We start from the raw sequence: 26314 nt of genomic DNA on the forward strand, positions 1-26314 counted from the left end.
GGCGCATCATCCGGCCACGGCTAACCGGCCAGACCCCAGTGTCGCCCATCAGGCACAGTGATCAGCACGCCCCCCGAGCAATCGAGTATCCTATACCCACTAGGGGTATAGGAAGCCAGGCGAGCCAGTGGCTTTTCCTATCACTGCCCAGCGAAGTGACTGTCCAAGCAGGAGGACGCGATGACGACCACCGATGCGGCCGGTGTGGCCATGAACACCGAGGCGCCCTCCGAGCCCGGCCACGACCAGGGCGTCCACGGCTACCACAAGCAGAAGGACGAGCACCTCAAGCGGCTGCGCCGCATCGAGGGGCAGATCCGCGGCCTGCAGCGGATGGTCGAGGAAGACACCTACTGCATCGACATACTCACCCAGGTCTCGGCCGGCACGAAGGCCCTGCAGTCCTTCGCCCTCCAACTCCTCGAGGAGCACCTGCGGCACTGCGTGGCCGACGCGGCGGTCAAGGGCGGCGACGAGATCGACGCGAAGGTCGAGGAGGCCACCAAGGCCATCGCCCGCATGATGCGCACCTGATCCTTCGCGTGACGCGGCAGGGGCTGGGCCGCGCTCCGCACCCCGGGAAACCGGGGGCCCGGGTCTAGTCCCGGTTATTGCCCAGCTGCTCCACGTCGCTGAAGACGTTCAGGACCTCGTCAATGCGGTCGGCGCTCAAACGCTCCGCGGCGGCGGACGCCGCGATGATGAGTTCACCGCACAGCTCGATCTCGGCAAGGGCAACGTGGTCCTGAACAGTCGTACCGCGCACCAGAGCCACGTTCATCACCTCTTCCTGACCTTGCTTCCTGCCGGTACCGACTTCCTAGAGTAGGGAGCGGCCTACACACCGCGCATGGCACGGACGGACCATTTCCATACCCCCGGGCGCGACTAGCCGTGCACCCTACTTCTCGGCGATCTTCCCCGCGAAGATGTCCTCGCTCGCCGGAAGCCGCACGTCCACCCGTACCCCGAAGTCGAACAGCAGCGTGGTCGATGCGACCTCGGCGTTCGCGACGCTGAAGTGCTGCCGCAGCTTGCGCAGCCGCCCCTGCTCGTCGAGGTACGCGTCGAACGGCACCCCGCCCTTGCTGAACCCTTTCGCCGCAGCGCCCAGGGCCCGCCGCTGCCCCTCTGACGCGGACTTCGCGGCAGCCGGCAGGTCGGCGGTCCCGCGGTAGTGCCGCACCTGGACGCCCGCCACCGCGGTCTCCCCGACGTACGACGCCTTGCTCACGCCCCGCAGCAGCTCCGCCGCGGCGAGCGGATCGGTGGCGCCGCCCGTGACCAGGTTGCCGTCCGAGAGCGACGCCGTGTCGATGCGCACCCACTTGTCGGCGGGCACCCCGGCTCCGCGGTTCTTCATGTAGAGCGCGCCGCTCGCCATCAGCTCGGTGATGGGCCGGTGCTCCTCGTCCCCGGCGGGGTCCTTGGGCAGCACCACCACGAACCGCCCCACCTGCCGCCTGAAGTCGTACGCACCCTGCCCACGGATGGTCACGCGGGTCCCGCCGCTGGCCATCTCCATGGACGTACGCGCCTTGGAACTGCCCGCGCGGACAAGGGCGTCGGCGGAGTCCCGCACCGCGTCGACGGCGTCCTGGGGGGAGCTGCGCCCGTCGTCGGCCGCGGCTCCGCCGCCCGCACAGCCCGTGGCGACGGCCATGAGACCCACCGCCGCGGCCGTGACGGCCGTTCCGCCCGTGCGCCTTCGCTGCTGACCCATCGCCCGACTACCCCCAAGCCTTCCCGCGAGGTTTGTAGCCCCCTGTCGTTCCGTGTAACGACCGGTACGTTGACCCGTCACGCGGAAGAGCGTTAACCCGGCATGGGTACCGTGGGTCCGTGGCAGAGGAGCAACAGGACGAACCCCACCGCACGACGACGGTCGAACAGGGCCGCTTCTGCGCGGCCAGGTGCAGTTGCGGCTGGCGCGGCCCGGCCCGCAGAGCGCGCAGCAAGGCCAGGACGGACGCGGAGTCCCACTCCTCCCACGAATAGCCCGCCACCCGGCCGCCTTGCCGCTTTCCGCACAACTCCCCTTGCCGCTCGACGGAACCCATGGGTCCCGCACGCCGTCTCGTACTCCGGGAAAGCAACGGGAGGGGCGACATGGAACGGCGTACGTTCATCGGCACCACGGCGGCGGCCGCGGCGGCCTTCGCGGCGGCGGGCTGCTCCGGGTCCGGCTCCGGCACAGGCGGCACCGGCAGCGGCGCGACCTCACGCAGCGCGGACGGCTCCCGTTCCGGCACCCCCATCCGTACGTCGAGCGCGGCCGCGTCGGCGGCGGCGAACCTCACCGCCCTCGCCAAGGACCTGGACGGCGCCCTGGTCAAGCCGGGAGAGGCCCAGTGGGCGGCGGCCCGGCAGCTCTACAACACGCGCTACGACAGCCTGAAGCCGACGGCGGTCGCGTACGTGGCGAACCCGGACGACATCCGCACGACCCTGGCCTACGCCCGCGCGCACGACGTCCCGGTCTCCATACGCAACGGCGGCCACTCCTACGGGGGCTGGTCGTCCGGCACGGGACGCCTGATCGTCGACGTGTCGAAGCTGAACAAGACGCGGGCCAGTGGTTCGACGGCCACGGTCGGCGCGGGCGCGAAGCTGATCGACGTCTACCGCGCGCTCGCCGCTAAGGGCGTGACGATCCCGGCGGGCTCCTGCCCGACCGTCGGCGTCTCGGGCCTGACCCTCGGCGGCGGCCACGGGGTGGTCTCGCGGGCGTACGGCCTGACCTGCGACAGCCTGACGTCGGCGACGCTGATCACGGCTGACGGCAAGCAGTTGACGGCCAGCAAGAGCGAGAACAAGGACCTGTTCTGGGCGCTGCGGGGCGCGGGCAACGGGAACTTCGGCGTGGTGACGGAGCTCCGGTTCCGCACGCACGCGGCCCCGCAGGGCGTCTCCGCGTACATGAGCTGGCCCTGGTCGAAGGCGGCGGCGGTCATCAAGGCGTGGCAGGAGTGGGGCCCCGCCCAGCCGGACGAGATCTGGTCGTCGGCACACCTGGCGAACACGCCGGGCGGGACGCCCACGGTGTCGGTGGCGTGCTTCTCCCTGGGCACGTACGGCGAACTCCAGAACGCGGTGGACCGCCTGGCCGACAAGATCGGCGCCCCGGCCCGCAGCGTGTCGTTGAAGCGGCGCTCGTACGAGGAGTCGATGGAGGTGTACGCGGGCTGCTCGTCGTTCTCGTCGGACGCCCAGTGCCATCTGCCCGGCACGACGCCGGGGCGCAGCCCGCAAGGCGCCCTGAACCGCGAGACGTACGCGGCGAGTTCGGACTTCTTCGACCGGTCGCTGTCGGCGGCCGGCATCCGCACGCTCCTCACCCAGGTGGAGAACGTGACCGGCGCGAGCGCGGGCAGCATCGCCCTCACCGCCCTAGGCGGCGCGATCAACCGGGTCGACCCGACGGCCACCGCCTTCGTGCACCGCCGCTCCCGGATGCTGGCGCAGTACATCGCGGCCTGGCGCCCGGGCACGTCCGGCAAGCCGGCCCAGGCTTGGCTGAAAACGGCTCATGGGGCGATGGGCCGGTACGCGTCCGGAGCGGCGTACCAGAACTACGCGGACCCGACCCTGAAGAACTGGCGTGAGGCCTACTACGGTCCGGCGGCCCCCCGCCTGAAGAAGCTGAAGAAGCAGTACGACCCGAAGCGCTTCTTCGACTACGCGCAGGCTCTCTGACTTCGCGCAGGCTCTCTGACGTCCGGGCATTCGGGCGGGCCCCGCCCTGAACCCTCCGTTACCCCGGACGGCGTCCCCGGCAACCCGAACGGCCCTGCCCGACACGCCCTCGGGTGGCCCACTCCACGGCACCCGGCTGCTCTGAGGGTATGAACCCGCGAATAGCGACAGCCGCAGCGTCCACCGCCGCCCTGCTGGCGCTGACTGCCCCCGCGGCCCACGCCGCCGACGCCGCCACGCACCCCCAGGCAGGCCCCCTGGCCGCCATCTCCGCGGGCGTGACCGTGGCGGCGGCCGGCACAGGCTGGTGGCTCCTGAAGCGTCGCCGCGAGGGCGTTCACCGTGAAGGCGTCGAGCCGCCCGCTACGCCGCGAGCTTCCGCTCGTCCGGCCCCGACGCCGCCCGCTGCGGAAGCTCGGCCACAGCCTCGTCCCGCGGCTCCGCCCACACCAGCCGAGCGCCCCGCCCCGTCCGCCCGACAGCCTTGACCACGGGCGTGAGCAGGGCCATCGCCAGCGGCGAGAGCAGCAGCGTGACAGCCGTTCCGAGCGCGAATCCGCCGACGACGTCCGTCGGATAGTGCACGCCCATAAAGACCCGGCAGAAACCTTCGGACAAGGCGACGGCGATGCCGACAAGACCGAACTTCCGGTTCGCCACGAAAAGCCCGACGCCCAGCGCCATCGCGAGCGTCGCGTGGTCGCTCACGAAGGAGAAGTCGGTCTTTCCGTGCACGAGGATCTCAAGGCCGTCGTGGTCCTTGAAAGGCCGTCGGCGCTCGACGAATCCCCGGATCGGCACATTCACCATGACGGCGATCCCGGCCGCCAAGGGCGCCCAGACAACAGCGGCGACAGAAGAAGCGGCATCATCCAGCGTCTCGCGCTTTCGCTGCCCCCACCAGCACCAGAGGACCAGCAGAACAAGCGCGAGCAGGAGTCCGTACTCGCCGACGAATGCGATCGACTTCGCCAGCCAGGCCGGTGAATCCTCGGCAAGGCCGTTGATGTCATAGAGCAGGCTGACGTCGGGGTTCGACCCTGTGGTGTCGAGTCCAGCCATGGTGCTGCGGCCCCTTGTCTCCTCGCCTCGGACGCACCTTGCCGTGCGTCCTTCCGTCAACCCCCGTGGCTACAGTCAAGGGAACGCCCGGTCCCCTTCCCCACGTTCCGCTCTCCACCGAATGATCACGCAGACGTTATCGAAGAGAGACACATCACCGCAGCTCAGAGAAGTGTACTGACGGAGAGTTCAAGCCACGTCACGCCCCGCGAACGGCCTCCGCACCGTCCTCGGTGACGCGAGTCGCACCGAAGTAATCCGGTGTGTCGATCGGGTCGAACCGGATCACCGCGCCGGGCCGCGGGGCATTGATCATGTAGCCCCCGCCCACATAGATCCCGACGTGCCGGATGGCACGGGAATTGGTGAGGTCGTCCGAGAAGAACACCAGGTCACCCGGGAGCAGTTCGTCCCGTTTCGGATGTGGTCCGGCGTTGTACTGGTCGTTGGCGACACGCGGCAGATCGATGTCGACGCTGCGATAGGCGGCGAGAGTAAGACCGGAGCAGTCGAACCTGCCGTTCTGTTCGGCGGTTCCATTGCCGCCCCACAGATACAGCGTGCCGAGCTTCTTCTGCGCGTAATAGATCGCGCCCGCCGCCTGCTCAGAGGGCTGCACCCTGCCGATGGGCTTGGCGAAGCTCTTCTCCAGGTCCGTGATGGTCTTCACGTAATTCTGGGTCTCGCGGTAAGGGGGAACGCCGCCGTACTTGATGACGGCGTACGCACCCGCGTTGTACGCCGCGAGCATGTTCTCCGTCGGGCTTCCCGGGGCGTCCTTCACATAACCGGCGAGTTTGCAGTCGTACGAAGCGGCGGACGGGATGGCGTCCTTCGGGTCCCAGACGTCGCGGTCGCCGTCGCCGTCGCCGTCCACCCCGTGCGTGGCCCAGGTCCCGGGGATGAATTGCGCTATCCCCTGGGCGGCGGCCGGGCTCTTCGCCTTCGGGTTGAACCCGCTCTCCTGATACAGCTGCGCGGCGAGCAGGGCGGGGTTGATCGCCTTGCAGAGGTTGCCCCACTTCTGCACGAGCGGCTGATAGGTGGCGGGTACGGCGCCCTTCGCGAGGCCCACGTTGCCCCCGCCGCCGCCGTTCGTCATACTCCCCGCGGCCATGTACGTCCCCACGACGAGCAGGGCGATGAAGCTCATCACCCCACCGATGCCGACGGCCGCGGCCAGCCACGCCTTACGCACCGTCAACCACCCCTCATCGCGCGGGAGTCCACCCTCGCTCAGTCTAGAGGCGGCACCTGTGCCTTCGGGGGATCACCGCCAAGCTCCGCCCAGAGCAGTTTGCCGCCTCGTGCGGCGCCGAGCGAGTAGGCACCCCAGGAGTCGGCACAGGCCTGCACGAGATGCAGCCCCCGTCCGTTCTCGGCATCTGCCGCCGGGGCGGGCGAGATACCGGATTGCCCGAACCCGGGCGGGATCTGCGGGCTGGAATCCCACACGGCGACGCGGACGCCCTGCGGGGAGGAGTGACGCAGACGGAGGGCGTAGGGACCCTGGGTATGGCAGTGGACGTTGTTGAGCATCTCCGCGGCGAGGAGTTCGGCGGTGGGGGCGAGTTCGGAGAGGCCGTACGTGGCGAGAACCGTGCGGAGGGTGGCACGGGCGATGCCGGGGGCGCGGGGGTCGTGCGGGAGTTGGAGGGTGTAGGTCCAGGGCGGGGATACGGTTGACGGCAGCATGGAAGTCTCCGTTCGGGGTGGGGAGTTGCCGGGTTCGCGCGTGTGCCCGGTGACGCTGTCGCTCCGTCGAGCGGGGTGCTTCCGGGCGGGTGGCCTGAGACACACACTAGGGTCAACGCAAAGTATCTTTGTTACTATTCGAGAAAATCGATGCGGGTTCCCTCGTGTGAGTGACGAGCTCAACAGGGTGTGTTGTAGGAGGAGTTGGATGGCAGCAAGGTCAGCACCGACGGCCCGCCGCATCCGTATCGCCACCGAGCTACGCAAGCTTCGGGAGCGCGTGGGGATGACCTCCACGGAGGCAGCGAAGCAACTGGGCACTAGCTCCGGTCAGCTCAGCAACGTGGAGACGGCCCGGTTCGGGGTGAGCCCCGAACGAGTCCGGGCCATGGCCCGCCTGTACGACTGCCCCGACCAGGCATACATCGATGCCCTGATCGACATGGCGACGGACAAGACGCTGGGCTGGTGGGAGACATACCGCGAGGTGCTCCCTTCGGGACTGCTCGACCTCGCGGAACTGGAACACCACGCCACTGCTGTACGCACCGCGTACACGACACACATCCCCGGGCTGCTCCAGACCGCCGACCACGCACGCGAGATCTTCCGCCACGTCATCCCGGCCCCCACACCTCCCGAGGTCGAGCACCGCGTCTCGCACCGGATCAAGCGGCAGGACGTCATCTACCGAGCGAATCCGCTCCCCTACGGAACCGTCATCCACGAAGCCGCCCTACGCATGCAGGTCGGCGGACGCGACGTGGCACACGCTCAGCTCCAGCACCTGCTCGACATGAGTGAGCGGGACCACATCTCGGTCCAAGTACTCCCGTTCGACGTCGGAGCGTTCCCAGGGTCGGGCCAGTCGATCAACTACTTGCAGGGCCCGGTTCCACGACTCGACACCGCCCAACTGGACCAGTTCCACGGCCCTGTGCTCCTGGACTCCGAAGCCCACTTGGAGAAGTACCGACGGCTGCTCGATGTCGTCGAGGACACCGCACTCGGCCCCGAGAAGTCACGGGACCTGATCCGCAGCATCGCCCAAGACCTGTGAAGGGAACCCACATGCTCACGCACAGCTGGCAGAAGTCGTCCTACTGCCAGGAAGGCGACGCCTGCGTACATGTCGCCGCCGCCCCCACCGGAACGGTGATCCAGCTAACCGAAAGCGCCGATCCCACCGGAGCGATACTCACCGCACGACCCGCAGCCTTCGCGGCCCTGCTTCGATCCTTTGGCTCCGCCGGCGTTTGAGGAGCACGGTCTGGGCGGATCAGCGGCTGGAGTGGGATTTTCCTGCACTCCGCACCCCAACCCTCCGCCCAAACATGGGCATACCAGCACACCGCCCCCTCCTCTCCTCACCCATGCCACAAAGTTCCCACGAAGGAATTCGACCGTGACCGACACCCCGCCCCCCGCCCCCGGCTCGGGCCCCACCCCCGAGATCCCCCCCAACCTCGACTGGATCCGAGCCGCCCCCGAGGGGGAGGAAGGCCCGGGCCCCTGGATCGAGATCGCATACGGCCCGGACGACGCCGTCTACCTACGGGAAACCAGTGACCCCGAGAACGTCGTGACGACGACGCGGAAGAAGTGGGACGTCTTCGTATTGGGCGTCCAGGCAGGCGAGTTCGACCACTTCGTGGAAGGCGTGGAATGACAACGCCCCACCCCGGCCAGACATCACCGCCCGGCAACCCCAACCCCCTGGACCCGCACGACGAACCCGACAAGCCCGATGCCTCCGTCGCCTCCCCGGCCTCCGACGCGCACCCCCAGGCGCCATGGTGGTGGGGGATTGGCCCGATCGGGGCCGGTCTCCTCATCCTCGCCGGGATCGCGTGGGCGCTCTGGGGGACCCTGGGGCTCGGCGACGCGGACGACTTGGTGGCGGGCTACCACGGGAGCAAGGTCGTCGCCCTCGGGCTCGTGCTGCTCGGCGGCGCCGTCCTGGAACGCCTCCGCAGCCGTCGCTCGAGTACGCATGAGGCAGAGGACATGCAGAACGACTAAGACTCGCCCTCCACGAACTCGTCGGTCAGCAGGCAGCCGTCGATCAGCGCGGGTGCCGTGGACACATCGCCCTGCGGCTCGAAGTTCGGGTTGCAGTTGAGTTCCAGGAGCGACGACCCCGAGAGATCCCGGAGCGTCTCGTCGTCCGGCACGATCACGGCGAAGTCCTTGCCGATGGCGAAGCCGCCCCGTATCCCGGCGCGTTCGTCGGTCTTCATCCGCTCGGTGATCTCCGCCTTGTAGGCGGTCTGGAACTGCTTCATGTCGCTGGTCTTGAAGACCCGGATCCAGCCGTCGTCACCGTCGTCGCAGGTACCGCGGAACTGCACGCCCCAGGTCATGTCGAACTTCTCGTCCATGGGGTAGTAGCGCTCGTCGGCCGGATCGATGCTGTAGCGCTCGCACGTGGTGAAGCGCTGGAGGTACTCGCCCGCGGCCATGACGGTTCCCGCCTGGGGCAGGTTCTCCAGCATCCACTTCTGCCGGACTTCGGGACCACCGCTGGTGCCGCCGTTGCGGGCGGGGGCGAGGTCGGAGCCGGAGTCTGTGTCGGAGCCGTCGTCCGGGCTCACGCTGGGCGTGGCACTGGAGTCGGCGTCGGTACCGGTACCGGTACCGGAATCCGCCCCCGCGACAACGCCGGCTCCGACGCCGCCCCTGTCCCCGTCCCTCGACGCAGAGGCACCCCCGCCGTCATCGCCGTCACCACCCTCGCATCCGGTCACGGTCAGAGCGAGAGCCGAGGCGGCGACGACTGCGGCCAGCCTCAAGGGCGTACGCGTACGCATGATGGTGTGATCCGTTCCCCCGCCGAGTAGTGACGCCGGGACCCTAGATCACCTGCATGTCCATGATCAAACCCCCCGCTGTACGTCCCACCTCACCGTCCCAGGCAAGACACATTCGCGCAGGTCACAGCCCTGCAACCATTCCAGCGTCCCGCATGCCGCGGTGTTCCTTGCCCGCTCCAAACCCCGCCCCCTTAGCTGTGATCACCACAGCCGAGCACTACTCCGGGGGAATCCCATGAAGCACACCCGTAAGGCCGTCGCAGCAGTCGTCGGCCTCGTCGCCGCTCTCTCGCTCACCGCGTGCAACGGCGACGACAACGCGTCGGCGGACACCAAGCCCAGCACGTCGGCCACGGCCTCGGACTCGGACTCGGCGGGACAGGACGACGGCACGGGTGACGGCTCCGGCGGCGGCGAATCGTCGGGCGACGGCGGCGGGCAGGCCTCCGGCGGCGCGGGCACAGACGACACGGACGACACGGACGACACCGGCGCCGACACGGCCAAGACCGGCATCTGCCGCACCGACGAGCTCGAGGTGAACGCCACCGACAACACCACCGATAAGACGGAAGGCGTCGTCACCGTCGTCTTCAAGAACGGCGGCGGCCGCGACTGCACCATCAAGGGGTACGCCGGGGTGGACCTGACGGCGTCGACCGGCGACACCCTCTCCGTGAGCCGCAACGGCGAGCAGCCCACGCCCGGCGTCCTGAAGGACGGCGAGTCGGCCGCCTTCAACATCACGTTCCCGTACAACAACTCGGGCGGCTCCGGCGTCCGTATCACCAGCCTCGTCGTGACGCCCCCGAACGAGACCAAGCACGTCACGCTCGACTGGCCCGCGGGCACGCTCCCGGTCTCCGACGGCGAGAGCGGGGTCAAGCTGGAGATCAGCCCGGTCGGCAAGGTCAGCGACTCCCCGGCGGGCTGAAACCCCCGGCCCCGGCCCCGCCCCCGTCACCTGCTCAGGCAGCCCGCGGACGGACCACCTTGAAGCCGAACCCGTACGAGCCGATCGCCTCCGCCACGCCCATGAACAGATACGCGGCGTGCTCCTGACCGCGCGCGGTCCGGATGCCTCCCAGGTCCAACTGGGAGGCATCGGCCCATCCGAGGTCGCTCAGCAACTGCCGCGTGGTCCGCTTCGCGGCGGCATCGTCCCCGGAGAGGAAGATGGTCCCCGGCTCCTCCAGACTCCCCGGGTCCTTCATGACGACGGAGTCGACGGTGGCCAGCGTCTTGACCACGGCCACGTCGGGAAAGGTGGCTTGAATCTCTTCGCTGAGGCTGTAGTTGGGGTGGGAAAGCTCCATGTCCCCGGTGAACCCGACCCCGATGTCGACCAGGACTTTCCCGTCCAGCGCGGCGGCACCGATCTCGTTCAGCACGTCCATGGAGGCGGTACCGGGCGTGGCATTGACGAGCACGTCCCCATGCCCCGCGACCTCCCGCAACCCGCGTACGACAAACCCCTTCAGCTCCTCCGCTTCCCCCCGCTCTTTCGGGTCCCGCGACCCGAGCACGACGTCATGTCCCGCCCCGCGCCAGCCACTTGCCAACGCACGAGCAACATTCCCGGTCCCAAGCAGTCCGATTCGCATGAGCAAGAAGCTAGGCATCACCCCCCGAAAACGTATCCGCCGGGGGCCCCGCCCACCCTGGGTAAATCGACGTACGCCCATAGCCTGAGGCGCGACCCGGGCCCCAGGGCCCCGGGCCTCACACCTCGAAGGCAATTCGCCCCGTTCCGCCTGGCCCGTGCAGGTTCATGCCTCCGTGAAGCAAACTTCGCACTAGCGAAACCATGCACCCCGTAGATAACGTCGGTGATCCAAGACCGCCGTAGCCCCCACCGGGATTCGAACGCGGCACACGATCTGTCCGATCGTGAATCACGCCGACTGGACCCCAGGGGCAGGAATGGCCGAGAGGCTGAGGCTCGACGCAGTCGAGCTCGAAGGATTCATGAAGCTGCTCGACGGCTCAGTGACGTCCCTGAAGGGCTTGCGCAACGCCCTCTCCGGGGCGACCGTGGGCGGCCTCGGGACGGACGACCTCGACAAGGCCTGCGAGGACTTCCAGGAGGACTGGAAGTACGGCGCGCAGCAGATCGGCGAGCAGGCGGAGGACCTGAGCAAGATCATCGAGCAGAGCAAGGACGCGTTCCTCGAGGTCGAGGACGCGCTGGTGAAGGCCTTGCACAAGCCTGGGAAGACCAATGACGACATGGTCGAGGTGCCGAAGTGACAAAGGCCTCCGCCTACCCGGACCTCGGCTTCGATCCGGCCCCCGGAGACTGCGACACCGTCAAGGAATTGCGCAAGAAGCTGGGCGACTGCGTCACTGTCCTGCGCGACACCCGGAAAGTCGTCACCAAGCTGATGGACGGCAGCTACTGGGAAGGCGACGCAGCTGTAGCCTTTCGCGAGGCCGTCAAAGACGGGCCACTGTCCCTGAACCTGAAGAACGCCGCACGCTCCATCGAGAAAGCCGCCACGCAGCTGGATCGCTGGGAAGGGGACCTGGACGACTTCCAGCGTCGGGCAAGAGCTCTGGACGGGAAGGCCAAGGACGCCCGGGAGGCGCTGAAGGCCGCGCAGGGCCACGCCGACACTGCCGGCGATGATCCCGACCTGGACAAAAAGGGCAGCAAGCAGGACGACGCGAAGAAGTCACTGAAGCTGGCCAACGGGAAGGTCGAGGACGCTCAGGCGGAGCTGGACCGGATCCTGGGCAGGGCGCGGAGCCTGGAGCACGAGCACGGCGAGAGGTCCGATCACCGCGCGACCATGTCGACGGCGGTGAGAGCAGCGTCACCTACCTGTTCTCCCTCTTCACCCTGTCCTGGCGGGACATCGCCGTAGCGGCGCCCGCCGTCACCGCCGCCCGGGCCGTCACAGGCGCCGAGGGACACACGAACATCGAGTACTTGGAGCTGCCCTGCGGGCCGGCGTCGTTCAGCGAGCTCGTCCGCGTCCCGAAGTCGGACTCCGCTCCCCCGCAGACCCCGCTCCTCCAGGTCTTCGCCCACCTCCCCCACCCGGACGGAAAACGCCTGGTGACCCTCACTCTGGGCACCACCGCAGTGAACCGGCGCGCGGAGTACCGGAGTCTGCTGCACCACATCGCCGAGAACGTCAGCTTCGAGAACCCGCTGCTCGAAGCCGAGGCGATCAGGCGTGCTGCGGCCGGACGGGGCTAAAAATCTTGTCCAGGTAGTAGTCCAGCGTGCCGCGTACGTCATCCAGCGTGCGGGCGCCCGTGCAGTACGTCCCCGCCCAGACCGACCGCCGCTGCCACCAGCAGGTCGGCCTCCCCCTGCGCGTCCAGGCCAGGGGTCGTCGCACTCTCCGGCGGCCTACTCCTGACCGGCTGGTCCCACTCACAGGCGAAGGCTCTCGGTCGGCGTGGCTGAGGGCGAGGTCGTGGGCTCAGCGCTGCGCGTGCTGTTGACGGGTGTCCAACTTTCCCCGATCGTTGGGGAATTGAGCGCAAATCAAGGCGCTGCGTTGTGACGGCTGGGGGGAGCCGAACATGCAACCTGGGGACGAGCACGCCACGGGGGCAGAGCCCAACGACGCCGTGCCCGGCGGTCCGGGGCCCAGCGACCCGGGCCCGGCGAGCGGGGAACGCGCGGGCCACGACGCCGGTTCGGGCGAGCAGCAGCGCCCGGCGGCGCCGAGTACGCCACCGGCAGGTCAGGCGCAGGCCCCCGGAGGGAATCAGTTCGGGCCCCCGCCCCCCATGGCACCGCCCGCGACGCCCCAGCCCTCCGCGCCACCACCTTTCCCGCCTCCCCCGCCACCGCCTCCCGCGTCCCCACCCGCCTACGGCCCGCCCGTAAGCCCTCCCCCACCCCCACCCGCCTACGGCCCGCCCGTAAGCCCTCCCCCACCCCCACCCGCTCCCCCAGCCGACCCCGACCCCCTCCGCGCCCTCTCCGCCGCCCTCCTGAACCTCACCGGCCTCGGCCTCGGTTACGTCCTCCTGAAGCGCTGGCTCCTGGCCGCCCTCTGCTGGGCCGCGACCGCCGCGCTCCTCTTCGTGGCGCTCCCCGCCGAGGTCGACGGCGTCCCCGGCGGCGTAGTCGTGGGGTTCGTGGCCTTCCTCGCCCTCGCGGCGGCCGACGGCGCCCGCCGCGCCCTCCGTACCCACCAGACCTGGCCGCTGCGCGCACCGCTCGCCGTCGGGCTCGGGCTCGTCCTGCTCGCCGTGCCCGCCGGCGGCGTCATCGCGTACGACGCCGCGCGCGACGAGGCCGTGGAGCAGATGCTGCTGGACCGGCTCGACAAGGCCGACAAGATCGTCACGGCCGCCGACGGCCGCACCTTCGACGCCGCCGAGGACGACTACCGCTCCGCCCTCGCCATCTACCGCGACCTGGGCGACGACCACCCGGACTCGAAGGCCGCCAAACGCGTCCCGGACAGCCTCGCCACGTACTACAAGTCCGTCGCCGCCCCGTACGACGAGCGCAAGTACTGCGACGCCCTCGAACCCCTGAAGTACCTCCGCTCCCTCCCCGGCACCCTCGGCAAGGACCGCGTGGGCACCCTCGCCACCTGGCCCGACGACCGCCTGGCCACCTCCCTCTACGAATGCGGCAGCCAAAGCCTCGGAACCAGCTCCACGGCGGCCGCCGGAGGCGCGGACGGCGGCGAGTTGGGCGAGCTCCTGCGCACGTTCCCCGACTCCGACCAGGCCGGCAAGGTCGAGCCGGCCATCCGCGACGCCATCGACGCGCGCTCCTCGGACCTGAAGGGCTCCGACCCCTGCAAGGCCACCGAGGAACTCCGCGGCATCGGCTCCACCGCCAAGGCCCTGCCCGACGGCACGGGCGACGGCCTCTCCGACGACGCCGCGAACGCGGTGGAGTCGGGGGTGTACGCGTGCGGCGTGGATGAGTTCAAGGACGGCAAATACAGCCAGGCCGCCAAGACCCTCAACGACTTCACCGGGACCTACAAGAGCAACGGCAAGCGCGACCGCGCCAAGGACATCGCCATCGCCGCCGAGATCGCCGCGGCCCGCCCGGCGGCGGGCGGCAGCCTGCCGCCGACGAAGTCCCCGGGCGGCGCGAGGCTCACGTACGTCGTCGAGAACGGCGGCCCCGGCCCGCTCGAGGTCCTCTACACCGGCCCGACCACCGGCAGCATCAAGCTCGCCGCGTGCGGCAACTGCAAGACGTACACCAGCAGGGCCCAGGGCAAGAAGGCCTGCCTCGCGGGCAACGGCTACCCGCAGAAGACACTCCGGCTGCCCCCCGGCGACTACCACTTCCTCTACAAGCGCGACACGAGCAGCGTGGGAAGCGTCCGCAACAACACCGAGGGCAGCAAGATCCAGCCCGGCTACCGCTACACCGACTGCTCGTACGTCGTGACAGGAGGCGGCCTGGGGGATCTCGACGGGCTTGACGGCCTCGACGGGCTCGACGGACTCGATGACGCGAACGACCTCCGTGGCCCGGATGGCCCCGACGGGCGTACATGACCGATGATGTGAGTCTCCGTCACCGGACCCGGTCAGAATGAGACCTGGTCAGAGGGCTCGCCGGGCCGTCATTGCCCGGCGTCACTCACCGTGATACACAGAGTGACCATACGTTTCAGCCAACGAATGACGCCAAGTCGACATGCACTGGCCCATTTGTCGGCGAGAATGAGCTGTCCTCTGTACTGCGGTAGGCAGAGGTGACGGAACAACCCACTAGGGGCGGTGAGTTACACATGCTTATGGCAGCCGAAAAGGGCGACATCACCACCATCATCGGCGGGATCGCCCCCGACTGGGGTCCCTTCGGGAGCCTGGGCAACGAGGCACGGGTGATGATCGAGGTCGTGATGGCGATCGCCATCCTCCTCTGTCTCGGCATTGCGATCTGGGGCGCGGCGAAGCAGCGCATCGGCGCGACGGCGCTGCGCGACACCTTCAGCGCGGAGCAGGGCAAGGGCCTGATCATCGCGGGCCTGACCGGTGTCTTCATCATCGGATCGCTCGGCACGGTCTTCACCATCGTGTACGGCATGGCGGTCTAGCCCCCGCCACCCACTTACGTCACATACGTCCCCGTCCCCCCACCCCCTGTCCCCCTCCGACCCACCCATCCGTCGTGCCCACCGGCTGAGGTTGCAACTCCCTGATGTCGAGTCACCACACCGCGCCCGCGCGGGAACCAGCACGGCTACCGTCGTACGTGGCGGTACACCGAGAGGTTGAGGGGGCGTACGCGGCATGAGTCTCGACGACGAGCGAAACGGCGGCCTCTACGGCGGCTCGGGCGAGACCCGGACACGGCTCCCCGAGGGCGAGGGGGGCGGCCAGGACGTGTACGGAGGAGGGCGCAGATCCGGCCGTTCTTCGTCACGGAGTCTCGTGACGGTGGTCGGTGTGGTGGTGCTGTTGATCGCCGCCATCGCCTTCGCGAACCGCGGCGACAGCGGGTCCTCCTCCGGAGAGGGGGACGGGAAAAAGACGGCGGCTGATCCCACGGCCGCGTCCGGGGAAAAACCTGTCGACGGCAAGACATCAGGCATCCCCTCCGGCTTCGCGAAGAGTGAGCAGGGGGTGCAGAGCGCCGCGTCCAACTACGCGGTGGCGCTGGTTTCAGCCGACATCCTCAAGCCCGCCCGCAGGGCCCAGATCGTGCGCCAGATCTTTGTCCCCGACAGGGTGGACGCGCTTGAGCGGGACTTCGCCAAGACGTACTCCAAGGAATTCCTGGACAAGGTCGGTCTGGACGCCAACGGCAACCCCGCGCGCGGCGAGACCTACGTCTCTCGCACCGTGCCGGTCGGCACCAAGACCACCGCGTACGCGGCAAGCTCGGCGACCGTCCAGGTCTGGTGCACCGGCGCCTTCGGCACAGCCGGTCAGAAGACGACAAACCCGGTCAGCAACGACTGGTTCACCATGACGTTCAAGTTGCGGTGGACCGGCGGGGACTGGAAGGTCGAGCGGTACTCATCGAAGGACGGCCCGGCTCCCGTGAACGGCGACAACAAGGTCTCCACGGCCGACGAGATCGCCAAGGCCGTCCAGGAGTACGGAGGGTTCACGTATGCCCGCTAGCCGACGTGCCATGAAGCTCACGGCCGCGGCTGCGGCCGTGCAGTCCGCGGCTCTCCTGCTGGCCTCGCGTGCCTACGCGGCGCCCGAGCCGGACGACGACAAATGCGACCTCATCGTCGGCCCCGCCAAAAAGTACTGCGAAAAAGGCCAAGAAAGCGGCAGCGGCGACAGCAGCGGCAAGTACCCCACCGACGCCCCCCTGGACTCCACCGCCGACCCCCTCTCCTCCCTGGCGAAGGGCTGCGCCGAGGCCGCGTCCTGGACCGTCGACAAGCTCTCCGAAGCCGTGAAGGAGACCGCCGAGGTCGACTTCACCAACCCCAGCTTCCTCAAGCAGTACGCGGTCGTCTTCGCCGCGTCCACCATCCTGACCCTGCTCCTCTGGCTCCTCGCCGTCGCCAAACGCGCAGTGAGAGGCGTCCCCCTCACCACCGCGCTCACCGAAGCCATCGGGTTCCTGTGGCTGACGGTCCTCGCGTCCGCCTTCACGCCGTTGATCCTCTATACGGTCGTCTCGGCGACCGACGGCGTCACGGACGTCATCGCGAAGGCCACCGGCGGACAGACGGACACCTTCTTCGGGACGTTCTCCGAGGCCCTGAAGAAGGGCGAGGACTTCGGCGGCGGGCCGATCATGCTGATCGTCGTCTCGCTCGTGTCGATCCTCGCGGCCGGCGTCCTGTGGCTGGAGCTCGTCATCCGGGCCGCCCTGCTCTACGTGGGCGCCCTGCTGGGCACCGTCGTGTACGCGGGCCTGGTCGACAAGAACCTGTGGACGCACGTCCGCCGCTGGGCGGGCATCATGATCGCCGTCATCCTCGTCAAGCCGATCATCGTCATCGTCCTCGGCCTCGCCGGCGCGCTCTCCGCCGACGACGGGCCCGACGCCTTCTCGGCGGTCGTCTCCGGGCTCTCGATCATCCTGCTCGCCATCTTCGCGAGCGCCATGATCTACCGCTTCGTCCCCGGCTTCGGCGACGAGATCGCCAACTCCCGGAACAACCGCATCTCCCAGGGTGCGGAGAACCGCGCCGCGGCCGTCATCACCTCCCCCGCGTCCCTCGTCTCCCAGGGCATCAAGACCCACAGCTCCCGTGGGGGCGGCGGCGGAGGCGGCAACAACCAGGCCCGGCCCTCCAACCCCGCCAGCGGCGGCGTCGCCGCCCACAGCAGCCGCCCAAGCGGAGGCGGCGGCGGCTCATCGAACGGCGGCGGATCTGTCCCCTCCGCCGCACCCCCGCCCCGGGGCAGCGCGACCAGCACTCCGCACGCGCGCAACCGCGGCTCGGGCAACGGCTCCACAGGTTCCACTGGCACTACCAATCGCTCGGGAGGTGAAGGGCGTTCATGACCACCCAGTCCCACGTGTCCCATCCGGTCGCGCCCCGCCGTACATATCTGATCGGCCGCGCGCGGCCGAACGCGATCGTCGGCAAGAACCGGGAGACCGGCGAGATCGCACTGATCATCGTCGGCGCCTTCATCGGGATGATGTGCGGACTCCTGGTCCCTGTCCTCTCCCTGCGCATCGTGCTGCTCATGGGCTTCCCGATGCTGGCGATCGCCGCGGTCTACGTCCCCTACAAGGGCCGCACGTTCTTCAAGTGGTTCGAGATCAACCGCAGCTTCAAGCGCTCCCTCAAGCGCGGCACCGCCTACCGCTCCGCCACCCCCGAGGCGGGCATCCGCTTCGACGGCAGGGAGGTCGAGGTCGGCCCGCCGCCCGGGATCGGCCGCATCAGCTGGCTGGCCGCGCCCTTCGGGCCGGATGAGATCGCCGTACTGCTGCACGCCGACCGGCGGACCGTCACCGCCGCCATCGAGATCGAGGGCCCGGGCGTCGGGCTGAGGGACTCCGAGGACCAGGAGGCCCTCGTAGACCGCTTCGGCACGCTGCTCAAGCACGTCGCCAACGGCGACGGGTTCGTGACGCGGCTGCAGATGCTCGCGCGCACGCTTCCCGCCGACCCCGACGCCCACGCCAAGGACGTCACCGTACGAGGCGACGACCGGGCACTGCCCTGGCTGCAGCAGTCGTACGAGCAGCTCCAGTCGATGGTGTCCACCAGCAGCGAGCAGCACCGCGCGTATCTCGTCGCCTGCATGCACTACTCCCGCGACCTGGCCGCCGAGGCCCAGGCGATGGCGCGCGCCAGCCGCCCGCACGGCGGCCGGAAGCTCGACAAGGACGCCGGTCTCGCGGTCGTCATGGCGCGCGAGCTGACCGACATCTGCTCACGGCTCCAGGAAGCCGACATCCGGGTGCGCCAGCCCCTCGGTCAGGGGCGGCTCTCCTCGCTCGTGCACTCCATGTACGACCCGGACCACCCCATCGACCACATCCAGGCGATGACCAAGCGCAACGCCTGGCCCGCCGAACTCGACGCCATGGAGCCCACCTACCTCCAGGCCAAGACCCGCGAGTCCTCCACCCGCGCCCCCTGGTGCCACGCCACGGCCTGGGTGAAGGAGTGGCCGATGACCCCGGTCGGCGTCAACTTCCTCGCCCCGCTGCTCGTCCACACCCCGGACGTGATCCGCACGGTCGCGGTGACCATGGACCTCGAACCCACCGAGGTCGCCATCGAGCGCATGCTGACGGAGAAGACGAACGACGAGGCCGAGGCCAGCCGCCAGGCCAAGATGAACCGCACGGTCGACCCCCGCGACATCGCGTCGAACTCCCGTCTGGACCAGCGCGGCGAGGACCTCGCGAGCGGCGCGGCCGGCGTCAATCTGGTCGGTTACATCACCGTCTCGTCCCGTTCCCCCGAAGCCCTCGCACGCGACAAGCGCACCATCCGGGCCTCGGCCGGGAAGTCGTATCTGAAGCTGGAGTGGTGCGACCGCGAGCACCACAGGGCCTTCGTCAACACGCTGCCGTTCGCGACCGGCATCCGACGCTAGAGCTGAGGGCTGCCAACCATGCGGGATCCGCTGACCATCCTCACGGACGCCTTCACGTCCTTCCTGTTCGGGAAGGTGGAGACGACCAGACTCCCGGTGCGTACGTCGACGGGGCAGGCCCAGGCGGTCTATCTGCCGACGGCCGCCCCCGGCCTCGGCGACTCCGGCGTGATCATCGGGCGCGAGGTGTACTCCGGCAAGGGATACATCTACGACCCGTTCCAGCTGTACGGCCAGCAGCTCCCGGCCCCGCACTGGCTGGTGCTCGGCGAGTCGGGCAACGGCAAGTCGGCGCTCGAGAAGACGTACGTCCTGCGGCAGCTCAGGTTCAAGGACCGGCAGGTCGTCGTCCTGGACGCGCAGGGCGAGGACGGCGTGGGTGAATGGAACCTCATCGCCCAGGAGCTGGGGATAACCCCCATCCGCCTGGACCCGACGGCCGCGCTCGACATGGGCATCCGCCTCAACCCGCTGGACCCCTCGATCACCACGACGGGTCAGCTCGCCCTGCTCCGAACGATCATCGAGGTCGCGATGGGGCACGGGCTCGACGAGCGCTCGGGCTTCGCGCTCAAGGTCGCCCACGCGTATGTGAACGAGACGATCGTGGAGCGCCAGCCCGTCCTCACGGACATCGTGGAGCAGCTCAGGCACCCGGAGCCCGAGTCGGCCGAAGCGATGAACGTCGCCATAGACGACGTACGGGCGTGGGGTCTGGACGTCGCGCTCGTCCTGGACCGCCTGGTCGACGGTGACCTGCGGGGCATGTTCGACGGCCCGACGACGGTGGGCATCGACCTGGACGCCCCGCTGATCGTCTTCGACCTCTCGCACATCGACCGCAACTCGATCGCCATGCCGATCCTTATGGCGATCGTGGGCGTCTGGCTCGAACACACGTGGATCCGCCCGGACCGCAAGAAGCGCATCTTCCTGGTGGAAGAGGCCTGGCACATCATCAACTCCCCCTTCGTGGCCCAGCTCTTCCAGCGGCTCCTCAAGTTCGGCCGACGCCTCGGGCTCTCCTTCGTGGCCGTCGTCCACCACCTGAGCGACGTGGTGGACGGAGCGGCGGCCAAGGAAGCGGCCGCGATCCTGAAGATGGCCTCCACGAGGACGATCTACGCCCAGAAGGCGGATGAGGCGAGAGCGACGGGCCGGGTGCTCGGCCTGCCCCGCTGGGCGGTGGAGATCATCCCCACCCTCACGCCCGGCATCGCCGTATGGGACGTCAACGGCAACGTCCAGGTGGTCAAGCACCTGATCACCGAGACCGAACGCCCCCTGGTCTTCACCGACCGCGCCATGACGGAGTCCTCGGCGGACCAGCTCCTCGCCGACGACGCCCTGCGCGCGGCGGAACTGGAGGCGGAGGAGCGAGCGGCGTACATGGAGCAGCAGATGAACGATCCTTCGTCGTCGTCGCGTTACGGGGTGGCGTGAGCGATGGCATACCGGGGGCCTGAGCCCGAGTACCGCGACCGGGGCGGACGGCGCGAGTCTCGGGAGCGAGGCATCCCCGACGGCCTCCTAGTGGGCGGCCTCGCCTTCGTGCTCGGCCTGACGGTCCTCGTCTGGTCGGCCACGGGCCTCGCGGGCCTGTTCTCGCACGGCTCCTGGCCGAACAACGTCACCTTCGGCAATACACCGGTGGCGATGCGGCACCTGGTCCAGCAGCCGCACGACATCGCGGGCGCCTGGCCGGCCACCCCCGCGGCACAACTCACGGGCTACGGCCTGTTCTGGGGCCTGCTGATCGGCCAGCTGATGGTCCTGGTGGTCCTGACGATCTTCGTCATGGGAACGGTGACGCGCTGGCGAGCGGTACGAAGAGCCAGGCGCGAGGCGCCGGCTGAGACGGCACCTGCCCCGGCGTCCTCCCCCACACCCGTGCCGGTGGAGGACACCCGTCAGGCCGCCCCCGCTGTGGGCAATCGTCCCGCAGGGCGGGACGGGTGGGCACAGCCCACAACGGCGGGTGCGACTGACACGGACCCCGGCCCCCCAGAGGGACACAGCACCGAACCCCCGAGCACAGAGAAACTCCCCGTCCCCACCCCCCGTACGCCTTTGGTGCTCGGCCCCGCCGAAACCCGCCGCGAGCACGCGATCCAGGCCATCCGCGACGCGGAAAGCGCAGCCCTGGTCCTCACCTCGGACCCCACCCTCTGGGAAGAGACAAAGGACGCCAGAGCGAAGCTCGGCCCCGTCCTGGTCTACGACCCCTCCCACCTCTGCGACACCCCCGCAAGAATGCACTGGTCCCCCACCTCCGCCTGCGAGGACAAGGCGGTGGCCGCCCAGAGAGCCACCGCCCTGCTGGCCGCCATAAGGCCCAGCGCCAAGCTGGACAGCACGGTGGCCGACACAGCGGAAACGCTCCTCCGCAGCTTCCTGCACGCCGCGGCGGTGGACGGCCGCCCCATCAAGCACGTGCACCGGTGGGCCCAGGGGTCCGGGGTCCAGGACGCCGTACGGGTCCTCCGCACGCACCAGAAGGCAGCCTCGGGGGCCGCGGGCGAACTGGAGGCAGCGCTCACGGCGTACCCGGAACGGCGGGACATGGCGCAGGAGTTGACGGCACGGGCGCTCTCCGCCCTCTTCACCCTGAACGTACGGGAATCGTGCACCCCGAACCGAACCGATGCCCTCACCTTGGATTCCTTCATCGATGAAGGGGGCACGCTTTTTGTGGTGGGTGAACCCATCGAGGACCCCAAGTCGCCCCAAGGACCCGGCGCGATGCCGCTCCTCACGGCACTCGCCTCAAGCGTGGTCGAGCACGGCCGGCGCATGGCCGAACGGTCATCCTCCGGTCGGCTCGACCCACCAATGACGCTGGTCCTGGACGACGTGGCCGCCGTGGCCCCGCTCCCCCAGCTCCCGGAGCTCCTGTCCACCGGCGCGGACCGCGGCCTGCCCACCCTGGCCCTCCTCCGCTCCCGCGAACAGGCCCGCACCCGCTGGCCGCACGCGGAACTCCCCGGCTAGACCAGGCACCCCCGGGCCGCCTCTCAGGGTCGCCGTCCTACCCCGGTACTACCCCCACCCGCCCGGCTCCCGCCCACGGTCCGACGCCCCGCGGCCCCGCGCGCGCCAGCATCAGAAGCATGATTCGGGCATACGAACTCACCAAGCGCTACGGCGAGAAGACCGTCGTCGAGGACCTGTCCTTCACCGTCCACCCGGGCACGGTCACCGGCTTCCTCGGCCCCAACGGCGCGGGCAAGTCCACCACCATGCGCATGCTCCTCGGCCTGGACGCCCCGACCCGGGGCCGCTCCACCGTCGGCGACCGGGCGTACGCGACGCACACCGCACCCCTGCACGAGGTGGGCGCGCTCCTGGAGGCCCGCTCCGTGCATCCGGGCCGCACCGCCTTCCATCACCTGATGGCCCTGGCCCACACCCACGGCATCCCACGCCGCCGGGTCGACGAGGTCCTCGACCTCGTGGGCATCCACGAGGTGGCCCGCAAGCGCGTGAAAGGCTTCTCGCTCGGCATGGGCCAGCGCCTGGGCATCGCCGCCGCGCTCCTCGGCGACCCCGCGGTGGTCGTCCTCGACGAGCCGGTGAACGGTCTCGACCCCGAGGGCGTCCTGTGGATCCGCAACCTCCTCAAGTCCCTTGCCGCCGAGGGCCGTACGGTCCTGGTCTCCTCGCACCTCATGAGCGAGATGGCGCTGACCGCCGAGCACCTGATCATCATCGGCCGCGGCAGGCTCCTCGCGGACACCACGGTCGAGGCGCTCGTCCGCGACTCGGGCACCGGCTCCGTCAAGGTCGTCACGCCCGAGGCGGGACTCCTGGGCGACCTGCTCGCCCAGCCCGGCGTACAGATCACGAGTGACATGCCGGGTGTCCTCGACGTACGCGGCACCGACGGCGAACACATCGGCCGCACGGCGGCGCGACACGGAATCCCGCTCTTCGAACTGACCCCGCACGCCGCCTCGTTGGAGCAGGCGTTCATGGACCTGACGCGGGAATCGGTCGAGTACGTCGCCTCCGTGTCCGCAGCCACCGTCCCGGAAGGAGCAGCGGCATGAGCAGCGGCATGAACACCGCGACGACCTCCCCCACGACCACCGCCTCCTCCGCCCCCTACCGCCTCACCTCACGCGGCGTCCTCCGCTCCGAGTGGCACAAGCTGTGGACGCTCCGCTCCACCTGGATCATGCTCGGCCTCGCGAGCGTCCTCACCGTCATCCTCGGCATGATCGTCGGCGCCACCTACACACCCGACTCCGGCGACGAGATCGACCCGGTCACCTACGCCCTGCTCGGCAACCAGATCGGCCAGGTCGCCGTCGCGGTCCTCGGCATCCTCGTCACCGCGGGCGAGTACGCGACGGGCATGGTGCGGGCCACGATGGCCGCGGTGCCGCGCCGCCTCCCGGTGCTCCGGGCGAAGGCCGCCGTGTTCGCCGCGGTCGCGCTCGGCACGCTCCTGGTCACGAACTTCCTCACGTTCCCGCTGGCCCAACTGTTCCTCGGCGGCACGGATCTGGAGGCGTCCCTCGGCGACCCCGGCATGGCACGCGCCGTGGTCGGCTCGGCCGTCGGGACCACCCTCATCGGCGTGATCGTGCTCGGCCTCGGATCGGCCCTGCGCAGCGTTCCGGGCACGATCGGCGCGTACGTGGGCGGCCTGATCCTCCTGCCGCAGCTCGCCATGATGATCCCGAACGACACGGTGCGGGACCTCCTGAACTACTTCCCGCTGCCCGCCGCCGAGTCCCTCGCGACCGTGCACACCACGTCCGGCGACCTCTCACCGGGCGCAGGCCTGCTGACGCTGTGCGCGTGGACGGTGGCGTCCCTGGCAGCGGCGGCGTATCTGCTGAAGCGACGGGACGTATGACCGGATCGCGTACGAGGATGAAGCGGTGACCCCACGGACCGCGCCGAAGGGCGACGACGGCGGCAAGGGCGACAACGGCCCCAAGGGCGTCCCGGAACAGGCCTGGTCCGCGGACGCCCAGCCGCTGACGCGCCACGTCGAGCGCGGCGTCCAGTGGGCGCGCGCCCTCGACCGGCGGCGCCCGCTGATCTGGAACGCCCTCCTGACCGGCTTCTTCCTGATCGTCGGCCTCGTGGACCTGCTGGGCGACGGCTGGCGGTACATCGCCCAGAACACGGACCTCCCCGCCTGGCTCCTCTACGCGATCATGCTGACCGTCACGGTGCCGCTCCTGTGGCGCCGCACGCACCCGCTCGCCGTGTACGCGGTCATGGTCGCGGCGACCCTCGTCAACAACTGGACCGGGGCGGTCCTGCAGAGCTCGCTCAATCTGCTCATCGTGGTCTTCAACATCGCGATACGCCTGCCGACGCGCACGCTGGCCTGGACGTACGCAGTGGCCCTGGCGCCGCCCGTGCTCGGCCACATCCGCTATCCGCAGGGCAGTTGGGACCAGCAGATCGTCCCGATGATGATGAGTTACGCCATCGTCGCCCTGCTCGGCATCGCGGTCCGCACCCGCCAGGAGTACACGGCGTCGCTGGTGCAGCGCGCCGAGCAGCTCGAAGTGGAGCGCGACCAGCAGGCGCAGCTCGCCACCCACGCCGAACGCACCCGCATCGCCCGGGAGATGCACGACATCATCGGCCACAACCTCTCGGTCATCACGACCCTCGCGGACGGCGGTTCGTACGCCGCCGCCAAGTCCCCGGAACGTGCCGCCCAGGCCCTCACGGCCATCGGCACGACCAGCCGCCAGGCCTTGACGGAACTGCGCCGACTCCTGGACGTCCTGCGCGAGGACGACCCCGAGGCTCCCCCCGAGGCCGCCGCCCTGGCTCCCCAGCCCGCACTCACCGACCTCGACCACCTCATCGCCGGGGTACGGGCCGCAGGGCTTCCGGTGCGCAGCACGGTGCGCGGCAACCCGGACTCCCTCACGGCGGGACGCCAACTGGCGGTCTACCGCGTCGTCCAGGAGGCCCTCACGAACACCCTCAAGCACGGCGGCCCGGAGGCGACGGCGTACGTGGAGGTCGTGTACGGCGACGACGGGGTGCGGGCGACGGTGACGGACACGGGGGCAGGCGGTCCCACTGGAACGCCCGGCCCTTCACTCGGTGATTCGCCTTCGCCGGGCCGGGGTCTCACGGGAATGCGTGAGCGAACGGCCTTGTACGACGGGACACTTGAGGCAGGCCCGCTGCGGCAACCGGCACACGGCTGGCAGGTAAGACTCCATCTCCCCGAGGAACTCAAGGAATCCCCCCAGTGACGACCGTGCTCATCGTCGACGACCAGCCGATGCAACGCTTCGGCTTCCGCATGCTCCTGGAGAGCCAGGACGACATGAGGGTGGTGGGAGAGGCCGGCAACGGCAGCGAGGCGGTCCGCATGGCGGCCGAACTGCACCCGGACGTCGCCCTGATGGACGTCCGCATGCCGGGTCTCGACGGCATCGAGGCCACGCGCCGCATCGTGGCCGCCGGCAACCGCACCCGCGTCCTGATCCTCACCACGTTCGACCTCGACGAGTACGCGTACGCGGGTCTGCGCGCGGGAGCCTCGGGCTTCCTCATCAAGGACGCCCTTCCGGAAGAGCTCCTCGCGGGCGTCCGAGCGGTCGCCACGGGCGACGCGGTCGTGGCCCCGAGCCTGACCCGCCGTCTTCTCGACGCGTACGCCGATCGTCTGCCGCCACGGCCCGGCGAGGACGCCGACCCGTTCCGGGACCCGCGCCTGGCCACATTGACGGAACGGGAGCGCGAAATCCTCACGGTCATCGGGCAGGGCTGGACGAACGCGGAGATCGCGGGCCGGCTGCACGTCGCGGAGTCGACGGTGAAGACACACGTGGGCCGCATTCTCGCGAAAACGGGGGCGAGGGATCGGGTACAGGCGGTGATTCTGGCGTACGACACGACATTGGTGCGGCCGGAGTGAGGGGTGGGCAATTGTTTTTGAACGCAGAAAACCCCCGCACCCAAAGGGTGCGGGGGTTTCCCGTCAATAATAGTTCGGCGGCGTCCTACTCTCCCACAGGGTCCCCCCTGCAGTACCATCGGCGCTGTGAGGCTTAGCTTCCGGGTTCGGAATGTAACCG

General features: G+C 69.4%; 29 protein-coding genes and 1 rRNA gene. 22 read left to right on the top strand and 8 right to left on the bottom strand.

Annotated features, from left to right (window positions below; genetic code table 11):
* The first annotated feature begins 180 nt into the window (after positions 1–180).
* Entirely contained in the window at positions 181–534 is a 354-nt protein-coding gene (locus AB0I66_RS41020; RefSeq protein WP_363213188.1) for a metal-sensitive transcriptional regulator, read from the top strand.
* Positions 535–598: 64 nt separating this feature from the next.
* Here AB0I66_RS41020 and AB0I66_RS41025 read toward each other — a convergent pair whose 3' ends face one another.
* Positions 599–781, bottom strand: coding sequence for a hypothetical protein (locus tag AB0I66_RS41025; RefSeq protein ID WP_363213189.1), 183 nt, complete (start codon positions 779–781; stop codon positions 599–601).
* 120 nt (positions 782–901) lie between these two features.
* On the bottom strand, positions 902–1723 hold the full coding sequence (locus AB0I66_RS41030; protein ID WP_363213190.1) for a hypothetical protein: 822 nt from the start codon (positions 1721–1723) through the stop codon (positions 902–904).
* Between the two features lie 119 nt (positions 1724–1842).
* Here AB0I66_RS41030 and AB0I66_RS41035 point away from each other — a divergent pair, with 119 nt between their 5' ends.
* The gene (locus AB0I66_RS41035) at positions 1843–1998 is read left to right on the top strand and encodes a hypothetical protein (RefSeq protein ID WP_363213191.1); all 156 of its coding nucleotides are present in this window, start codon (positions 1843–1845) and stop codon (positions 1996–1998) included.
* Between the two features lie 111 nt (positions 1999–2109).
* On the top strand, positions 2110–3696 hold the full coding sequence (locus AB0I66_RS41040) for an FAD-binding oxidoreductase (RefSeq protein ID WP_363213192.1): 1587 nt from the start codon (positions 2110–2112) through the stop codon (positions 3694–3696).
* Positions 3697–4059: 363 nt separating this feature from the next.
* On the opposite strand, the gene AB0I66_RS41045 is transcribed toward AB0I66_RS41040, so the two are convergent.
* From AB0I66_RS41045 to AB0I66_RS41055, 3 genes are all read right to left on the bottom strand, one after another.
* Positions 4060–4758, bottom strand: a complete 699-nt coding sequence (locus AB0I66_RS41045; RefSeq protein ID WP_363213193.1) for a phosphatase PAP2 family protein — start codon at positions 4756–4758, stop codon at positions 4060–4062.
* 199 nt (positions 4759–4957) lie between these two features.
* Positions 4958–5956: a bifunctional lytic transglycosylase/C40 family peptidase gene (locus AB0I66_RS41050; protein ID WP_363213222.1), complete on the bottom strand. Its 999-nt coding sequence runs from the start codon at positions 5954–5956 to the stop codon at positions 4958–4960.
* A 38-nt stretch (positions 5957–5994) separates the two neighbouring features.
* Positions 5995–6453 (bottom strand): ATP-binding protein, encoded by a 459-nt coding sequence (locus tag AB0I66_RS41055; protein ID WP_363213194.1) that lies wholly within the window; start codon positions 6451–6453, stop codon positions 5995–5997.
* 208 nt (positions 6454–6661) lie between these two features.
* Between AB0I66_RS41055 and AB0I66_RS41060 the strand changes: the two genes are divergently transcribed.
* From AB0I66_RS41060 to AB0I66_RS41075, 4 genes are all read left to right on the top strand, one after another.
* Positions 6662–7513 carry a helix-turn-helix transcriptional regulator gene (locus tag AB0I66_RS41060; RefSeq protein WP_363213195.1) on the top strand — a complete coding sequence of 284 codons (852 nt, stop codon included), beginning with the start codon at positions 6662–6664 and terminating at the stop codon, positions 7511–7513.
* An 11-nt stretch (positions 7514–7524) separates the two neighbouring features.
* Positions 7525–7713 (top strand): DUF397 domain-containing protein, encoded by a 189-nt coding sequence (locus tag AB0I66_RS41065; RefSeq protein WP_363213196.1) that lies wholly within the window; start codon positions 7525–7527, stop codon positions 7711–7713.
* A gap of 145 nt (positions 7714–7858) precedes the next feature.
* Complete coding sequence (locus tag AB0I66_RS41070; protein ID WP_363213197.1) at positions 7859–8122, top strand: DUF397 domain-containing protein; 264 nt, start codon at positions 7859–7861, stop codon at positions 8120–8122.
* On the top strand, positions 8119–8475 hold the full coding sequence (locus AB0I66_RS41075) for a hypothetical protein (RefSeq protein WP_363213198.1): 357 nt from the start codon (positions 8119–8121) through the stop codon (positions 8473–8475). The genes AB0I66_RS41070 and AB0I66_RS41075 overlap by 4 nt, the downstream gene beginning before the upstream one ends.
* On the opposite strand, the gene AB0I66_RS41080 is transcribed toward AB0I66_RS41075, so the two are convergent.
* Positions 8472–9047, bottom strand: a complete 576-nt coding sequence (locus AB0I66_RS41080) for a hypothetical protein (protein WP_363213199.1) — start codon at positions 9045–9047, stop codon at positions 8472–8474. The genes AB0I66_RS41075 and AB0I66_RS41080 overlap by 4 nt on opposite strands.
* Positions 9048–9501: 454 nt before the next feature.
* Between AB0I66_RS41080 and AB0I66_RS41085 the strand changes: the two genes are divergently transcribed.
* Entirely contained in the window at positions 9502–10200 is a 699-nt protein-coding gene (locus tag AB0I66_RS41085) for a DUF4232 domain-containing protein (protein WP_363213200.1), read from the top strand.
* Positions 10201–10234: 34 nt separating this feature from the next.
* Here AB0I66_RS41085 and AB0I66_RS41090 read toward each other — a convergent pair whose 3' ends face one another.
* Positions 10235–10870, bottom strand: coding sequence for an NAD(P)-binding domain-containing protein (locus AB0I66_RS41090; RefSeq protein ID WP_363213201.1), 636 nt, complete (start codon positions 10868–10870; stop codon positions 10235–10237).
* Positions 10871–11189: 319 nt separating this feature from the next.
* Here AB0I66_RS41090 and AB0I66_RS41095 point away from each other — a divergent pair, with 319 nt between their 5' ends.
* From AB0I66_RS41095 to AB0I66_RS41160, 14 genes are all read left to right on the top strand, one after another.
* Positions 11190–11516 carry a hypothetical protein gene (locus AB0I66_RS41095; protein ID WP_363213202.1) on the top strand — a complete coding sequence of 109 codons (327 nt, stop codon included), beginning with the start codon at positions 11190–11192 and terminating at the stop codon, positions 11514–11516.
* The gene (locus tag AB0I66_RS41100) at positions 11513–12133 is read left to right on the top strand and encodes a putative T7SS-secreted protein (RefSeq protein WP_363213203.1); all 621 of its coding nucleotides are present in this window, start codon (positions 11513–11515) and stop codon (positions 12131–12133) included. Before AB0I66_RS41095 ends, AB0I66_RS41100 begins: the two co-directional genes overlap by 4 nt.
* A 65-nt stretch (positions 12134–12198) precedes the next feature.
* Entirely contained in the window at positions 12199–12471 is a 273-nt protein-coding gene (locus AB0I66_RS41105; protein WP_363213204.1) for a hypothetical protein, read from the top strand.
* A gap of 332 nt (positions 12472–12803) precedes the next feature.
* A complete protein-coding gene (locus AB0I66_RS41110; RefSeq protein WP_363213205.1) occupies positions 12804–14762 on the top strand; it encodes a tetratricopeptide repeat protein in 1959 nt (652 codons plus the stop codon).
* A gap of 236 nt (positions 14763–14998) precedes the next feature.
* Positions 14999–15307 (top strand): hypothetical protein, encoded by a 309-nt coding sequence (locus AB0I66_RS41115; protein WP_160505898.1) that lies wholly within the window; start codon positions 14999–15001, stop codon positions 15305–15307.
* A gap of 196 nt (positions 15308–15503) precedes the next feature.
* Positions 15504–16340: a hypothetical protein gene (locus AB0I66_RS41120; RefSeq protein WP_363213206.1), complete on the top strand. Its 837-nt coding sequence runs from the start codon at positions 15504–15506 to the stop codon at positions 16338–16340.
* The gene (locus AB0I66_RS41125) at positions 16330–17691 is read left to right on the top strand and encodes a hypothetical protein (RefSeq protein WP_363213207.1); all 1362 of its coding nucleotides are present in this window, start codon (positions 16330–16332) and stop codon (positions 17689–17691) included. Before AB0I66_RS41120 ends, AB0I66_RS41125 begins: the two co-directional genes overlap by 11 nt.
* Positions 17688–19247, top strand: a complete 1560-nt coding sequence (locus AB0I66_RS41130) for an SCO6880 family protein (RefSeq protein WP_363213208.1) — start codon at positions 17688–17690, stop codon at positions 19245–19247. The genes AB0I66_RS41125 and AB0I66_RS41130 overlap by 4 nt, the downstream gene beginning before the upstream one ends.
* A gap of 18 nt (positions 19248–19265) precedes the next feature.
* The gene (locus AB0I66_RS41135; RefSeq protein WP_363213209.1) at positions 19266–20690 is read left to right on the top strand and encodes an ATP-binding protein; all 1425 of its coding nucleotides are present in this window, start codon (positions 19266–19268) and stop codon (positions 20688–20690) included.
* 3 nt (positions 20691–20693) lie between these two features.
* Positions 20694–22238, top strand: coding sequence for a type IV secretory system conjugative DNA transfer family protein (locus AB0I66_RS41140; protein WP_363213210.1), 1545 nt, complete (start codon positions 20694–20696; stop codon positions 22236–22238).
* 119 nt (positions 22239–22357) lie between these two features.
* A complete protein-coding gene (locus AB0I66_RS41145; RefSeq protein ID WP_363213211.1) occupies positions 22358–23296 on the top strand; it encodes an ATP-binding cassette domain-containing protein in 939 nt (312 codons plus the stop codon).
* On the top strand, positions 23293–24111 hold the full coding sequence (locus tag AB0I66_RS41150; protein ID WP_363213212.1) for an ABC transporter permease: 819 nt from the start codon (positions 23293–23295) through the stop codon (positions 24109–24111). Before AB0I66_RS41145 ends, AB0I66_RS41150 begins: the two co-directional genes overlap by 4 nt.
* 124 nt (positions 24112–24235) lie before the next feature.
* Positions 24236–25486, top strand: coding sequence for a histidine kinase (locus AB0I66_RS41155; RefSeq protein ID WP_363213223.1), 1251 nt, complete (start codon positions 24236–24238; stop codon positions 25484–25486).
* Positions 25483–26154: a response regulator transcription factor gene (locus tag AB0I66_RS41160; RefSeq protein ID WP_363213213.1), complete on the top strand. Its 672-nt coding sequence runs from the start codon at positions 25483–25485 to the stop codon at positions 26152–26154. Before AB0I66_RS41155 ends, AB0I66_RS41160 begins: the two co-directional genes overlap by 4 nt.
* Before the next feature lie 72 nt (positions 26155–26226).
* Here AB0I66_RS41160 and rrf read toward each other — a convergent pair.
* Positions 26227–26314, bottom strand: a 5S ribosomal RNA gene (gene rrf / locus AB0I66_RS41165); the annotation flags it as partial.

Origin of the sequence: Streptomyces sp. NPDC050439, from assembly GCF_040655335.1 — a bacterium.
GTDB lineage: Bacteria > Actinomycetota > Actinomycetes > Streptomycetales > Streptomycetaceae > Streptomyces.